Below are 13,556 nucleotides of genomic sequence, written 5' to 3' on the forward strand. Positions count from 1 at the left end.
AAAAAAGCAAAAGCCCATACATTGTATGGGCTTTGTTTTTAATTGGATAATAGATGGTTGTTATTTCAGCATATATGTAATAGCACCACCGTCAACAGTAATCTCTGTGCCGCTTATAAAACTGGCATCGTCAGAAGATAAAAATACTACTGTTTTTGCAATTTCATCGGCATTACCTAAGCGTTGCAGTGCGGTAGATCCTGCCAGGTTTTCTTTAGCCTCGGCATTTGCCACACTGTCAAGCCCCGGAGTTTGTATTGGCCCCGGACTAACAAGGTTTACACGTATTTTTCTTTCAGCCAGTTCGTTTGCTGCAATTTGTGCAATTTTGTTTATGGCTCCTTTTGTGGCAGAATATACACTGGTTCCTATACCGGCTGCTGTAGCTACTATTGATGAGGTAAATATTACAGATGAACCGTTTGCTAAGTGCGGCATTAATCTTTGTAAAGTAAAATAGTGCCCTTTTACATTGGTATTAAACTGTGCGTCAAAATCGGCTTCAGTTGTATCTGCAATTGGTCCGAAGGTTGCGATTGCCGCATTCAAAAATAATACATCCAGTTTCTTACCAGTTTCTGCAACAAATTTTTCTAAAACTGCGATGCCATCAAGGTTTGAGGTGTCTGACACTAAAGTTGTTAAATTAGGATTATTGATTTCGTCTGAAGCCTTTTGCAGGTTATCGGCACTTCTGCTTGTTATCACTACGTTTGCCCCTGCATTAATAAATGCTTTTGCAGTTGCTAAGCCTATACCGGTACTTCCGCCAGTTATTACTACGTTCTTGTTTACTAAACTCATTTTTTGATTTTTAATTATTAACAGTACAAAGGTAAATTGGATTAATTTATTATTGTAACTTTGTAACTAAAAGTAACAGTAACTTTAGAGTAACCAGGTAACTTATGACAGAAAATATTTGCCACAAAAAAGAAATCATGGCCATTCACGACACCATGGATGTGCTGGGAGGGAAATGGAAAATATCCATTATATCAACCATGTGTTATTACAACAAGAGGCGCTTTTCAGATATACTGAATGATCTTAACGGTATATCTAACAAACAATTAAGTAAGGAATTAAAGGAGTTGGAACTAAATAAGCTTATTAAGCGAACCGTTTTAGATACACAACCAATCTCGGTACAGTATAATCTTACTGATTATGGGCAGTCCCTTAAAAATCTTATTCATGATCTTGCAGCATGGGGCGCAAAGCACAGGAAGGTAATAATAGCAGAAAGTAATATTGGTTAGCAAGGCTTACTACAATAAGCTAATTAAATCGATATTAATAAGAGTAGTTGCAGCGATGCACAATAAATTATGGAAACAATAAATAAAAAAATTGCCTATTCGATACTTGAACTAGCCATTGTATCGAAAGGTGTTACTATAGAAGAAACATTTAAAAACAGTGTTGCTTTGGCACAAAAGGTCGAAGAAATGGGTTACAAAAGACTATGGCTGGCAGAACACCACAATATGATACATGTAGCCAGTGTAGCCACTTCAATACTTATAGGGCATATAGCAGGAAAAACAAAAACAATACGTGTGGGCTCTGGCGGTATTATGCTGCCTAATCATTCACCGCTTATTGTAGCAGAACAGTTTGGTACGCTAGGTAGGTTATATCCTAACCGAATTGATTTAGGGTTAGGAAGAGCACCGGGTACCGATCAGGTAACGGCTCATGCTATTAGAAGTGACAGAATGCAGTCGGTTAACAGTTTCCCAAAGGAAATAGAGAAGATACAACAGTATTTCTCAACAGAAAGCGAGTGGGAGCAGGTACGTGCTGTTGTAGCCGAAGGGGTTAATGTGCCGTTGTATATTTTGGGTTCGAGTTTAGATAGTGCGCATCTCGCCGCAAAAATGGGGCTGCCCTATGCTTTTGCCAGTCATTTTGCAACCGGACTACTGGAAGAAGCATTGCATATTTACAGGAAAGAATTCCAACCTTCTGAGTATCTTGATAAGCCTTACACTATTGCGGGAGTTAATGTAATTGCTGCCGATACCGATGATGAGGCCGAAAGGAACTTTACATCCCTAATCAGGATGTTTTTAGGGATACTTACAGGGAAAAGGGAACCGTTACAGCCACCAATGGAAATGACCGATGAGCTGATGATGATTCAGCATAACCCAGCGGTACGTGAAATGCTTAAATACTCATTTGTAGGAAGGAAAGAAGCTGTCGCGAAACAGATAGATAAATTCCTTAATGAAATGGGGGTGGATGAACTTATGGTCGTGTCTAACTTTTATGATCATAATGACAGGGTTAAATCTTATCAGATATTGTCTGAGATAATGGACGAGCGAAATAAAGTAATAGTATAAAATAAAAAATCCTATACATTGTATGGGATTTTTTTTTGTGACCTCGACAGGACAATTTTCTAACACCTTTATCACAGATTTGACAGTATTGGCAAGGTGTTCGGCTTAGTGAAATTTAAATTTTAAGATAATTTTATGGTGTGTTAAAATTGCTAAAGGAATACTATATTGTAACATATAGTAGTGATTGTTAGCTATTTAGCAATGTAGAAATTAGCAGGCGTCTAATTTATTGAATTTCAATGTGTTGAGGTGTAATGGGATACAGTTTTTATTCAAATATCGACAAACATTACAAACAAAACATTTGTTTGATTTTCAGAGATATATGTTGGTATTTATGTGTGTTTTTTGAAATAAAAATAAAATGATTTTATCTATTGTGTTAGATCGATAGATAGCTTTTCATAATTCTACTGACTTGAATAATCCCAATTATTGCGATGATTTACCATGTTCAACAGGCTTTTCCTATAAAAAGCTCCATCATGTCGAATTGTCGATCAGTTATCTGCATTACACCAACTTTTCAATGTTGAGGTAAACAGTTTTTTACTCTTTTTATGAACAAATAGCTGCTTCAATTAACATGTAGAGGCAGCGGTCAACTTCAATGTAAATAAAGTTTACGGAATACGCACTAAACTGAATCCAGTAATATTTTGAGCAATTGACTTAAAAAAATACATTTATATGGGAATAAAAAATCTTCTGTATTCTGATCGCGATAAGTTATTGCATATATTTGAGAGTTGGTGACAACCCTAACCGACAACTGTTCAGACATTAACCAACAGACAAAAACCGGAAACCAAGCCTAACTACCACCCGACATAATTTGACACAGCTAAATGTAATCGGGGACATTTATTCCTAACTTTGGAATAAAATAAAAACAATGCTGACAAAATCTTCCATACCTGTAAATTATATGACGGCCGAATTAGGCGAAGGTATTTTTGTTGGAGGAATTACAAACGAAGACTTTCATTTGTACGAACAGTTGGAAAGATTTTACAACATTAAACAATCGCACAGGGATGAATATCATTTGTTTTTCTTACAAGAAAAAGGAACTACAACTATTGAAATTGACTTTCAAAAATACACTATAAAACCGCTTTCGGTTATCTTCATTCATCAAAACCAAGTACATCGAACACTATCATTCGAAAACGCAACTGTGAGTATTTGGGCAATCAGCAACGAAAATTTAAATCCCGAATACTTGAAATTATTGGAAGATATTTCGCCTGCCAAACCTTTGACATTAAAGAAAGAGACGTTTTCTGTTATTTCTGAAGCCGTATCACTTTGTACAAAATTATCGAAACGAAAAAAAGAAAAGTTGTATCATTCTTTACTAAATGGAAGTTGCAATACTTTAATAGGATTTGTAATTTCACAGTATTTAGTCCAATCAAAATCAATAGACAAGCTTTCACGGTTTGAAATCGTAACTAAAGCATTTAAAGAATTGTTGGAACGAAACTTTGTTACAGCCAAGAAACCGACAGAATACGCACAGCAATTAAGCATTTCTTCGTCTTACTTAAATGAATGTGTAAAAAACATAACAGGGCATTCAGTTTCATACCATATACAACAGCGAATAATTTTAGAAGCAAAACGTTTGCTTTATCATTCTGATCAATCGGTAAAAGAAATTGCTACGGAATTAGGATATGACGACTATCCTTACTTTTCCCGACTGTTTACAAAAGTTGTAGGAATGCCCGCTTTGGCGTTCAGAAACAAAAACCGCGATTAGTTCAATATTTACCCTTTTCTTGCATTGTTTGACATCACAATTCATTGTTCCTTTACATTAAATTTTAATGTAGTAAACAATGATTTCAAGCATACCAAAATGGATGACAGGTTTATTTGGAAACAAATTAAGTCCAAATGTAAAAGTTGTAGAAACAACTCTTTTAAGCCTACAAGTAAAGAAAATTCGTTTTCAAGGCGATTTAACAGAATGGGATTTCTCAATCGGATATGCTTCTGTAATTCGTGTGAGTGAAACAGAATTTAGAAATTATACAGTTGCGTATCATGACAAAGAAAACGGAGTTTTTGATATTATTTTTCACATTCACGGAAACGGAGTTGGAAGCAAATTTATAGACAGTCTACAAGTAAGCGATGAATTGTTTATCAGTCCGCCAAGAGGAAAAAAATTATATGAAATCAACGAAAAACAACAATTCTTTTTTGGTGATGAAACTTCATTAGGTGTTGCTTGCGCATTGTTACCTTTATTGAAAAAGAACAAGCATCAATTTCAATTTTATTTTGAGTTGGATGAAGCAAACAAAAGCGTTCCCGAACTTTTAGAATTAGAAAATTATACTGTTTTCCCAAAAAACAACTCGTTTAGAAATGAAAAATGGATAATCACTTTACCTTTATTTCAAACACACGAATGGAAAACCGCAAATCTTGCATTAGTCGGGAATGTTAAATCGGTTCAGACATTCAGAAAAGTTTTGAAAGAAAAAAAGCTAGGAAACATTTACTCACAAGGTTATTGGCTTGAAGGCAAAAAAGGACTGTAAAATTCCAAACCATTTTATGCAGGGTTAAAAAAATAGTATACTGTTGTTTTTATAATCTGTAAGTAAAACAAGCTGTTTAGATATAAGAGAATTTAAATTACTACATTTCTTCCAGTAATGACAAACCACCTGTTTTTCCTTTTAACGGAGTATCATGCGCTACATATTGAATCATGCTGGGATGATCTGTAGCTTCACGATTGATTGTGTCAGGGGTTGTGAATACATAGTTAGTTGTAGATGGCTGTAGTACACTGTGTTTACTATGACCGTCGTTTAATGGAACACTTTGCATAAAATGTGTCTCTTTTTTTGCTCCGCTACTTTGAGGATTTAGGGTTTCACCATCTGGCAGATGTCCTCCCATAGAAGGCACTGAATATTCCTCCATTACAGATGAATAATTAGTATCACCAAAATAACTTGTTACAATTACCGGGTTTTCCCCTTTATTTTGTTCATTAGCATAGCTTTGAAATGACTCATGTGTTTTTGCCTCTTTGGTTTTTGATCCGATGAACTCATTAGGTATGTGAACAATTAATGTTCTGTATTTGGTATTATCGGTTGTCTCATAATTTACTGCTGCGGTTTTTATTTTTTTCCCGTTAGAATGAGTAACAATTTCCTGTGTAACATTATAAACATTCAACATATCATTTCTAATATAAACACTCATACTCTGTTTATTATCAGAGTTATCTTTGGCATTAGTTCCCTGGATATAGATTTTTTTGGTGTAATTAACATCAAGGGATTTGTTATCAACTTCTGTTTTTAGTTGTAAGGACTGTTGTTCCTCTTTTCCTTCAATTACAGCAATAACATGAGGTATTGTTTTATTTTCCAGCAGAGACTGAACATGAGACTGAAAATCAGTGCCTAATGTGTTTTTTGACTGTAGGGAAAGCATTTTTTTAATGTCAGTTTCACTTACACCTTTTCTTGAACTTGAAGTAGCAAGGTTTAAAGTATCGGTGTTCATTTGGGCTTTCCATTTTTTTCCGAAATTTTCATAAGCCTCACGTGAAAAAACAGATATTACGCTGTAATCTTTCATGCTTTCTTTCTTTAAACCGGTATTTGATGTATGCCGGTCTGAAATTGACAGAGGCTTACCGCTACGGTCTATGCTATTTGACCGCTTCAGTCTAGGTCTGGCTTTTACTTTCGGTCTTATTTCTTTTCTACGACTAATGTAGCGATCTTCTGAAATTTTTTGTCTCTTACTTGGATTCAGGAATTCAATATATTCCTCATCATCCCAATCAGTTGGTCTTTTCCTTTTTAATCCCATAATTATAACATTAAGATAATTTTGCTGACCGTACTATTTTATTATTCCATGGCTAATGCAAGTAAATTATATTGAGAAGCAACTGAAGCATCCTTAGGCATTACAGTAATGGTAATCTCATTCCAGCCCAATACCAAATAGTCATGGAAATTAGCCGATTTTAAATCAAAATTCCTCAGGTCAAGCTGATTAGTGTTGTTTAAAGATCCCTGACCTTCCTGATCGGTTACATTGATAGTAGTCTCATTTCCGTTTATGTTGCATGTTAATACAATATTGCCACTATTTAAACCTTTCCAATGTTTCATGATGAAGGAGTATTGTGTATTGATGTCGGCTACTTTAAAAGCCAAATTCAACGATGCACCCTCACCGCTGTAATTACTAGGGAAGCTAGCAACCATACCTGTTGAAAATCCTAACCCTGTAGCTAACAAATCATTTCCTCTTGAACGTATTTTAAATTCGGTCTCAGGAGTGTTTGGGCTTATATCAAAAAGATTATTTTGAAAACCGATACCTGTACTTTGATTGTCAGATAAAGGAATAAGAGCATATTCGCTTAACTGAAGAGGAGTGCTTTGTCGCATAGTATTATTATATGCGCTGGAAACAGATGCAATTAAAGATGCCTCACCGCCTCCAGAAGGGACTGTCATTGAATGAGATGCCAGTGCAACGCTCACATCATGCTGGAAAGTAAGTGTCTCAATAGCTGTTAAATCTTTTGGAAATGTAACTAGCCATTCTGACGCCATTGTAAAATCTAATCCAAAAAGAGATAAATCACTTGGAGGTAACAGGATATTGTCGTCTGATGTACCTTGGTTGGCTCCGCCATAATACAGTAAATTAGCCACTACACTTTTAGGTAGTAAAATATTTGATCCTGAACCTGTTTTATTATATTCAAAAATGCTCCATGGATAGGTTTGTCCCCAATTCCATTGAACAAATTCGCCAATAAATGTATTATTAGTATTATTGAAGTTTTCTACTGATGAGTAAGCTGACCAGTCTTTTACACTCATTTCATTTCCTGATGCCATTTGTTGGCTTGTAGCGTTTGAGATGCTTTGACTTGTTGCCTGAGAAGTGCCGTTTTCCCAACTATGAGAATAATTTATACCCACTGATGCTATTGGACCATCAACAAACCAGCCTGCCGACAAATCAACACCAAAGGTATTTACGTTAGATGAATTTGAACCCGATGATGTTTGATTGGTTTGAGATTTGGAACTTCCTGTAGATGTGTTGGTACTTTGTTCAACACTTGCGTTAATGGTTTTTGGAAAAATCCTTTTAAGGCTTATATCTACACCGGTTTGGCTTACTCCTGTAATACCGGTTTGAATATTTATCAATGCAGGATAGTTATTAAACCCTATGGATTGATAATTTGTATTTGGATCCCAGTTTATTCCGTTAACCAATATTCGGTGTTTAACTGTTACAGAATAAGTATTTGAACAATTTAAATTTTTTGTATCTACTAATTTTAGTATATTATATGTAACGATATCAATTCCAATCTTGTTTCCGGAATTATCTAATATATCGTACATTTCTTCTTTAGTGAAAAAACCGTTTGCCATAATAATTCATTTTAATTTTATAAAATTCATTTTTGCTCATATATATGAACCTTAGGAGCCTCTCTGGTCTTACCTGCTTTACCGGTAAGACCATCAAGACCATCTATTCCATTTTTTACCTGTAACTCGCTTTTGTTTTCATAAAAAACTCCGCTAGTACCTGCTAAACCTTTCTTTCCGCCTTTTCCGCCATTTCCGCCATTACCTCCTTTGGAAGGAAAATTTAATGACTTAAAAACAGCAGACTCCCGATGGGGTACAGATATAAAAATATCGCAGCACATGCCACCATTTCCACCTTGACCGCCATTGCCGCCATTGCCTCCACAGCCACCATTTCCTCCAGGAAAGCCTGATACAATGCCAAATGGAGTTATTAGCCCGTTGGCACCATTGCCGCCATTACCACCATCACCGCCGTTAGTTCCGTCAGATCCCGGAAAACCTTTACCTGCACCGGCCTTTAACCATATGCTGTTGGTTTTGAATCCGGTTAGTTTGCCAAATCGGAGGTCAGATAAATAGAGCATTGCACCATTTCGGCCTTTATTTCCTTTTAAACCATTGTATCCATCGGTACCATTATGCCCGTAACACTGGTCGTTTGTATTAACTACCCGCAGTCCAAGTGGTGTGGGTTCAACCGTAAGTGGAGAACCATTTGCGCCGTCAATTCCTTTTATAGCATAATCCGGTATATCGATTATGGAGTTAATACGGGTAAAACTGCGTTGTTGTACCAAATTTGAGGTACCTAATTCTATTGTTGCATGCCCATTATTTATATCATTTGCTACTAATTCTTCGCAATTGAGGATAAATACATTGCCATTAACGACTAACTTACTTTGATTGCTGAGAACTAATCGTTTAACGGTTATTTGTAAGTAAATCTCTGAATCTCCTGTATCCCATGGAAATTCGTTAGGATAGGCAGTTAAATCAAGAGTTTCACCGCAAGAAAGGAACAACTCTTCAATTTGTATCACTTTTACCGAAACCGGAAAGTGGCTTTGATGAGCATTTGCATCTGTAAAAGGATAATTACCATTGCCAAAAATGTAGGCTTCGGCTCTGTCATGTTCCCCTATGCCCAGTTTTGAACGAGGGGACTTAAGCAGTTCATCAAAATAAACTTCATTGCGCCATTTGCGTTCTTCAATAGTTATAGGTCCGAAAAATTGTTTAGCTTCTTCAACAGTAGGAATAAGGACGTATTCGACATCAGCATTAGAATTGGTCAACGCATCACTACCTGTATTGGTTACCATATCGACGTGAGTTTTCATAGTTTACAGGTATTATGAGTATTAAGAATTACTTATAACATTTATTACAGGCATAGATCCGTTAGATCCGCCATTACCGTTTCCTCCTGTAGCACCTTTAGCTCCGGTAGATCCTTTACTTCCGTCATGTCCGTGTTTGGTACCGGTACCACCGCTTCCGCCATTACCACCGTTTCCGCCGGTTCCACCTGCACCGTGTTGTCCGGCGCTGCCCGGAATAACATTTGAAGAGATGTTAGCTTTATCAGCTTTTGTGTTTACTGTAACTGTCATTGCCTGATTAACACTACTTCCGTTTCCGGCATTTCCGCCTTTTCCTCCAGTTCCTCCGGTTCCTCCGGTTCCTCCATCACCACCATTATTATAACAGGTGCATCCTGTACTGGTTGCGTTACCTCCGTTACCTCCGTTACCTCCTTTTCCACCAGTTCCACCGGCTCCGCCATTACCGCCATTACCACCACGTGCTAAAACAGTAAAAAGTGAAGTGCCGCTTAGCTGAACAGAACCCAGGTTGAAGTTTGATAGCGGTGTGCCTCCACCGTTTTGTCCGTCAGTTCCTTCAGTACCCGCTTCTCCGTTTCCTCCGTCTGAACCTGCCTGAGCATCGTCACAACTTTTAGATTGTCCGTTTTTACCTGTAGTACCTGTCGCACCAGTTGAACCATTAGCACCTTCAACACCATTGGCTCCGGCCATAAGTATCTGGTAATTATTTTTACTGCTTGGATTTACTAATTTAGTGGTTGTAGCATTGATGGATAGCTGTACATAAGAAGTGATACTTCCGCCGTCAAATACCAGAGTGTCGCAATTAATTATTTGCGGAATACCTGAAAACTCAACATCTGAGTCTATAGTATAAGTGCTTGTTTCTACGTTTTCAATATAGAAAGGCAGAAAGTCAGCAAGTTTTTGACTACCCGGTAAGCTATCGTTTATTTTTTGAAGGTTATCTTGCTGAAAATATTTCAGGCAGTCTGCTTCAGTACTTAGTTTGACAATTTTACCATTTGGGTTTTGAGGAGTGAAATTTTCCATTGTTTTAATATTTAAATTATTTTTTAGTTGAATACATTTTAATTGTTGCCAACAATAATCAGCTTAGTTTTTAGGATGATCCCTTTATTATTTTGACGGATCAATTCTTTATGTGAATAGGAGGTTTGAATGATATAGTATGTTGTATATCAGTGATTATCTTATTACGATAAAGAGAGTATTGCTTGTTGGTTAATGTAAAACTAAAAATAAATGGAGTGAAAAAATTACGTATAAGTACCTGTTTTTTTATTCGGTACTTTTACTTAGGAATAAGATAATTCAGAGTAGTTCTTACTTAATTAGGAGGTAATGAACTTATCGTTGTATATAACTTTTATGATATAAGAATAGGGGGAATTCTGTGAAATTTTGTTTGATAAAATAGAGGAGGGAAGTAAGTGGTGATATAAAATAAAAAAGCCCATACATTGTATGGGCTTTTTTGTGACCTCGACAGGATTCAAACCTGTAACCTTCTGAGCCGTAATCAGATGCGCTATTCAGTTGCGCCACGAGGCCTTTTTGCTTCCCCGATTTGCCAAAATAAAGCTATTGGCTTATCGTTCTTTGCGGGTGCAAATATAGGGATTATTGATTAACTTGCAAACCTAAATGAATATAAAATTGAAAAAAAATGGCATTAGAAAACTATATACGTGACATTCAGGATTTTCCGAAACCCGGAATAGGGTTTAAAGATATAACTCCGCTGTTAGGAAACCCAAATGCAGTTAAGGAATGCATACAATTATTACTAAAAAACCTTAAGGATAAAAACATTGATAAGGTAGTAGGGGTGGAGAGCCGTGGTTTCTTTTTTGCCACTTTACTGGCTTATGAGCTTAATGCAGGGTTTGTACCTGTAAGAAAGCCTAATAAGCTACCGTATAAAACCATTTCGTCATCTTATGAGCTGGAATATGGTATGGATACCCTGGAGGTTCATATTGACGGAATTAACAAAGGGGACAGGGTACTTATCCATGACGACGTACTGGCCACAGGTGGTACTGCTGCTGCGGTTTGCGAACTGGTAGAAAAACTGGGAGGTGAAATTGTACAGTGTAACTTTTTAATGGAACTGTCGTTTCTTAACGGGAGGAAAAAAATAAGTAAATACGATATTTATTCGCCGTTGGTATATTAGTCCAGTGCGTGTATGGTAACGTAGTATTTCCAGGCAATTATTGCTTTTTGAAGTTTGGTAGCTTTGCTGAGGTCAAGTTGCTGTTTGCTGTAATTAGGTAACAGCCACTTATTGAGTTTTGCCAGTAGTTTAAACATGGTGAGAGGGTTTTGGTTGTATCAAATATAAAAAAAGACTGTCTTGATTGACAGTCTTTTAAGTAAAATATATGATTTCTCTTTTATATCCTTTCTTACTGGATAAATGTTTTTATCTCACCATTTTGTTTACTTATAGCAATGTTTGATATACCGTTTGAGTCCTGACATGTTAGCGACTTTTCAGTACCTTTCTTATCGTCGGTTATGCTTATTTTTAGTTTAACAATTTCTCCGGCTTTATTTCTTCTTACTGTTTTATACTTTACGGTTACTCCCATATTTTGTAGTACATCTTTGTAATTTTCAAGGGTTTCATCGCTGGTATTCTTATTAATTACCACTAATGCATTGTTTTGCTGTTTTTTCGAAACCGTAATAATGTTAGGTTCTTCCTCAATGTCTGACGTAGTAATAGTAACTGTTTTAGGTCTGTTTTTAGTGGTAGTGACCATAATAACACCATTTCGGGCTTTTTCACCATATTTTGCTACATTTTCTTCGGTTTTTTTGTTTACATCTATTGCTACAATGTTATTATGATTAAGATTTTTAACCATTGCAGGTGTAGCTTCTTTACCATCAATAAATATTAAGGCATCATCTGCATTAACCATATTATGGTTAGTTTCGGTTTGTTCTACAACAGTATATTTTCTTATTCTTCCCGTTTGGTTGTCACTTACCCTTTGGGATATTGATGTATTTATATCTTGTGAGGTATTCCTGTCGTAAAAAGCAGTGTCTATAGTTGTAGTGTAGAATGTAAATTTACGTACTCCGTTTTGAGCTATGGTATCGGTTGCTGTATTTATAAAAATAGCATTTTTTCCTGTTTTAGGGTTGTTGTGTTGTTCAGGAACACCTATTTCAGTTTCACCGGCAGAACCGTAGTGTATTTTTTCCATTTCAACAAAATATTCCCCTTTGTCATTTTTCTCAACAGTAAGTAAAAAAGGATCTAGCCCCGTATTCTTTGAAGTACTCCATGATTTTACATTTGCAGCTCCTGTAATCGTTAAAGCTATATTGGAAATTTCGCCGTTGTCATTTCTGTCGAGTGCATTCAATGTAAAAGTACATCCAGTAGCTTTTTCCAGTTTTTTGATTCCTTCCTTAAGGGTTTCATCACTAGTATTTTTAGTTATTTCTAATGCATGAATCTTGTTTTGCGATTCGGTTTGTACGGTTTGGTTTTCTGTTTCTTTAATTTGAGCTTCTGTTTTTATCTGGAAAAGAAAAACAAAGGCAAACATAAATGGTAATATGAAGGCATACTTAAATGTATTTATTTTTTTTGATGAAGGCATGTTTAACATCATGATACGTTTTTTGATTAATGGTTGATAAAAATGATTGGTTATCCCCATATACTCTTCATTAAGTGTAAACTTGAGCAATGTTTTCTGGTAATTTTTTCTGTCGTTTACCTGTTTGCAGGCTTCGGCATCGGCAATAAACTCCAGATTTTGTGATATTGTTTTTTTGTACAACCACATAAACGGGTTAAACCAAAACAGTATGGTAAAAAGCTGACCTATTATAATATCTGCCGAATGTTTTTGGCTACTGTGTACTTTTTCGTGTTTTAGAATATCATTTAACTCCTCTGGGTTAACTGTATTCGAATTGTAAACAATGTAGCTGAAAAAAGAAAAAGGTAGTGTAATACCTGTGGTGTCTATAATGGTATACTGTTTTTCCTTTTTGCCGTTACTTCCTTTAATTATTGTTTTTATTTTAAATAAATCTATAACTAACCGAATTAGCAATACAGTTGCTATTAGTATATATATCCCGATAAGTACATAAAACCAGTTAATGGTATAGGCTTGTTCAACTACTGCTTCAGTATAATTTTCTGCTTCAGGTATTAGTATTTGAAAAGGAGTAGTGTTAGTACGCTCTATAATTACTGTTTTTGTAATAGTTAGTAGGGGTAAAAAAGCAGCAGTAAATAACCCGGAGAGTAAAAACCACCTGTTAGCAGTAAAAAAGGTTTCTTTTTTTAAAAACAGGATGTAGGCAAAATAGAATAATGCAATTATCCCCGATGCTTTTAACATATAGATAGTAAGGTTCTCCATGGTAGTATTTTTATTTTTTAGGGAATACAGCGCTCAACTGTA

Annotated in this window: 12 protein-coding genes and 1 tRNA gene; 5 read left to right on the plus strand and 8 right to left on the minus strand. The window is 35.9% G+C overall.

All coding sequences use genetic code 11. The features are described from left to right. Positions 1 to 60: 60 nt before the first annotated feature. Complete coding sequence (locus tag V3Z67_RS09415) at positions 61 to 804, minus strand: SDR family oxidoreductase (protein ID WP_330443059.1); 744 nt, start codon at positions 802 to 804, stop codon at positions 61 to 63. A 104-nt stretch (positions 805 to 908) separates the two neighbouring features. Here V3Z67_RS09415 and V3Z67_RS09420 point away from each other — a divergent pair, with 104 nt between their 5' ends. The 4 genes from V3Z67_RS09420 (at position 909) to V3Z67_RS09435 (ending at position 4,915) form a co-directional block, all read left to right on the plus strand. Then, positions 909 to 1,262 carry a winged helix-turn-helix transcriptional regulator gene (locus V3Z67_RS09420; protein ID WP_330443060.1) on the plus strand — a complete coding sequence of 118 codons (354 nt, stop codon included), beginning with the start codon at positions 909 to 911 and terminating at the stop codon, positions 1,260 to 1,262. Between the two features lie 69 nt (positions 1,263 to 1,331). Further along, on the plus strand, positions 1,332 to 2,354 hold the full coding sequence (locus tag V3Z67_RS09425) for an LLM class flavin-dependent oxidoreductase (protein ID WP_330443061.1): 1,023 nt from the start codon (positions 1,332 to 1,334) through the stop codon (positions 2,352 to 2,354). Positions 2,355 to 3,252: 898 nt separating this feature from the next. Then, positions 3,253 to 4,125: an AraC family transcriptional regulator gene (locus tag V3Z67_RS09430; RefSeq protein WP_330443062.1), complete on the plus strand. Its 873-nt coding sequence runs from the start codon at positions 3,253 to 3,255 to the stop codon at positions 4,123 to 4,125. A gap of 79 nt (positions 4,126 to 4,204) precedes the next feature. Continuing rightward, positions 4,205 to 4,915, plus strand: a complete 711-nt coding sequence (locus V3Z67_RS09435) for an FAD-binding oxidoreductase (RefSeq protein WP_330443063.1) — start codon at positions 4,205 to 4,207, stop codon at positions 4,913 to 4,915. Between the two features lie 100 nt (positions 4,916 to 5,015). Here V3Z67_RS09435 and V3Z67_RS09440 read toward each other — a convergent pair whose 3' ends face one another. The 5 genes from V3Z67_RS09440 to V3Z67_RS09460 all read right to left on the minus strand — a co-directional run bounded on the left by V3Z67_RS09440 (position 5,016) and on the right by V3Z67_RS09460 (position 10,662). After that, positions 5,016 to 6,212, minus strand: a complete 1,197-nt coding sequence (locus V3Z67_RS09440; protein ID WP_330443064.1) for a hypothetical protein — start codon at positions 6,210 to 6,212, stop codon at positions 5,016 to 5,018. 41 nt (positions 6,213 to 6,253) lie between these two features. Further along, positions 6,254 to 7,810, minus strand: coding sequence for a hypothetical protein (locus V3Z67_RS09445; RefSeq protein WP_330443065.1), 1,557 nt, complete (start codon positions 7,808 to 7,810; stop codon positions 6,254 to 6,256). A gap of 26 nt (positions 7,811 to 7,836) precedes the next feature. After that, on the minus strand, positions 7,837 to 9,099 hold the full coding sequence (locus V3Z67_RS09450; protein WP_330443066.1) for a hypothetical protein: 1,263 nt from the start codon (positions 9,097 to 9,099) through the stop codon (positions 7,837 to 7,839). Between the two features lie 21 nt (positions 9,100 to 9,120). Beyond that, positions 9,121 to 10,140, minus strand: a complete 1,020-nt coding sequence (locus V3Z67_RS09455; RefSeq protein WP_330443067.1) for a hypothetical protein — start codon at positions 10,138 to 10,140, stop codon at positions 9,121 to 9,123. 448 nt (positions 10,141 to 10,588) lie between these two features. After that, positions 10,589 to 10,662: transfer RNA gene (locus V3Z67_RS09460), tRNA-Arg, on the minus strand. 115 nt (positions 10,663 to 10,777) lie between these two features. Here V3Z67_RS09460 and V3Z67_RS09465 point away from each other — a divergent pair. Continuing rightward, complete coding sequence (locus V3Z67_RS09465) at positions 10,778 to 11,290, plus strand: adenine phosphoribosyltransferase (protein ID WP_330443068.1); 513 nt, start codon at positions 10,778 to 10,780, stop codon at positions 11,288 to 11,290. Here the strand turns inward: V3Z67_RS09465 and V3Z67_RS09470 are convergent. Both V3Z67_RS09470 and V3Z67_RS09475 read right to left on the minus strand, forming a co-directional pair. Further along, a complete protein-coding gene (locus tag V3Z67_RS09470) occupies positions 11,287 to 11,427 on the minus strand; it encodes an SsrA-binding protein (RefSeq protein WP_157481926.1) in 141 nt (46 codons plus the stop codon). The genes V3Z67_RS09465 and V3Z67_RS09470 overlap by 4 nt on opposite strands. A 95-nt stretch (positions 11,428 to 11,522) precedes the next feature. Then, positions 11,523 to 13,514, minus strand: a complete 1,992-nt coding sequence (locus V3Z67_RS09475; RefSeq protein WP_330443069.1) for a M56 family metallopeptidase — start codon at positions 13,512 to 13,514, stop codon at positions 11,523 to 11,525. Between the last annotated feature and the right edge of the window lie 42 nt (positions 13,515 to 13,556).

The sequence above is a fragment of the Flavobacterium sp. C4GT6 genome, from assembly GCF_036347315.1.
Classification (GTDB): Bacteria; Bacteroidota; Bacteroidia; order Flavobacteriales; family Flavobacteriaceae; genus Flavobacterium.

What these genes read in the sequence shown, in the direction of transcription:
- V3Z67_RS09415 (WP_330443059.1), bottom strand. Translation starts at nt 804, where the DNA reads ATGAGTTTAGTAAACAAGAACGTAGTAATAACTGGCGGAAGTACCGGT.
- V3Z67_RS09420 (WP_330443060.1), top strand. Translation starts at nt 909, where the DNA reads ATGACAGAAAATATTTGCCACAAAAAAGAAATCATGGCCATTCACGAC.
- V3Z67_RS09425 (WP_330443061.1), top strand. Translation starts at nt 1,332, where the DNA reads ATGGAAACAATAAATAAAAAAATTGCCTATTCGATACTTGAACTAGCC.
- V3Z67_RS09430 (WP_330443062.1), top strand. Translation starts at nt 3,253, where the DNA reads ATGCTGACAAAATCTTCCATACCTGTAAATTATATGACGGCCGAATTA.
- V3Z67_RS09435 (WP_330443063.1), top strand. Translation starts at nt 4,205, where the DNA reads ATGATTTCAAGCATACCAAAATGGATGACAGGTTTATTTGGAAACAAA.
- V3Z67_RS09440 (WP_330443064.1), bottom strand. Translation starts at nt 6,212, where the DNA reads ATGGGATTAAAAAGGAAAAGACCAACTGATTGGGATGATGAGGAATAT.
- V3Z67_RS09445 (WP_330443065.1), bottom strand. Translation starts at nt 7,810, where the DNA reads ATGGCAAACGGTTTTTTCACTAAAGAAGAAATGTACGATATATTAGAT.
- V3Z67_RS09450 (WP_330443066.1), bottom strand. Translation starts at nt 9,099, where the DNA reads ATGAAAACTCACGTCGATATGGTAACCAATACAGGTAGTGATGCGTTG.
- V3Z67_RS09455 (WP_330443067.1), bottom strand. Translation starts at nt 10,140, where the DNA reads ATGGAAAATTTCACTCCTCAAAACCCAAATGGTAAAATTGTCAAACTA.
- V3Z67_RS09465 (WP_330443068.1), top strand. Translation starts at nt 10,778, where the DNA reads ATGGCATTAGAAAACTATATACGTGACATTCAGGATTTTCCGAAACCC.
- V3Z67_RS09470 (WP_157481926.1), bottom strand. Translation starts at nt 11,427, where the DNA reads ATGTTTAAACTACTGGCAAAACTCAATAAGTGGCTGTTACCTAATTAC.
- V3Z67_RS09475 (WP_330443069.1), bottom strand. Translation starts at nt 13,514, where the DNA reads ATGGAGAACCTTACTATCTATATGTTAAAAGCATCGGGGATAATTGCA.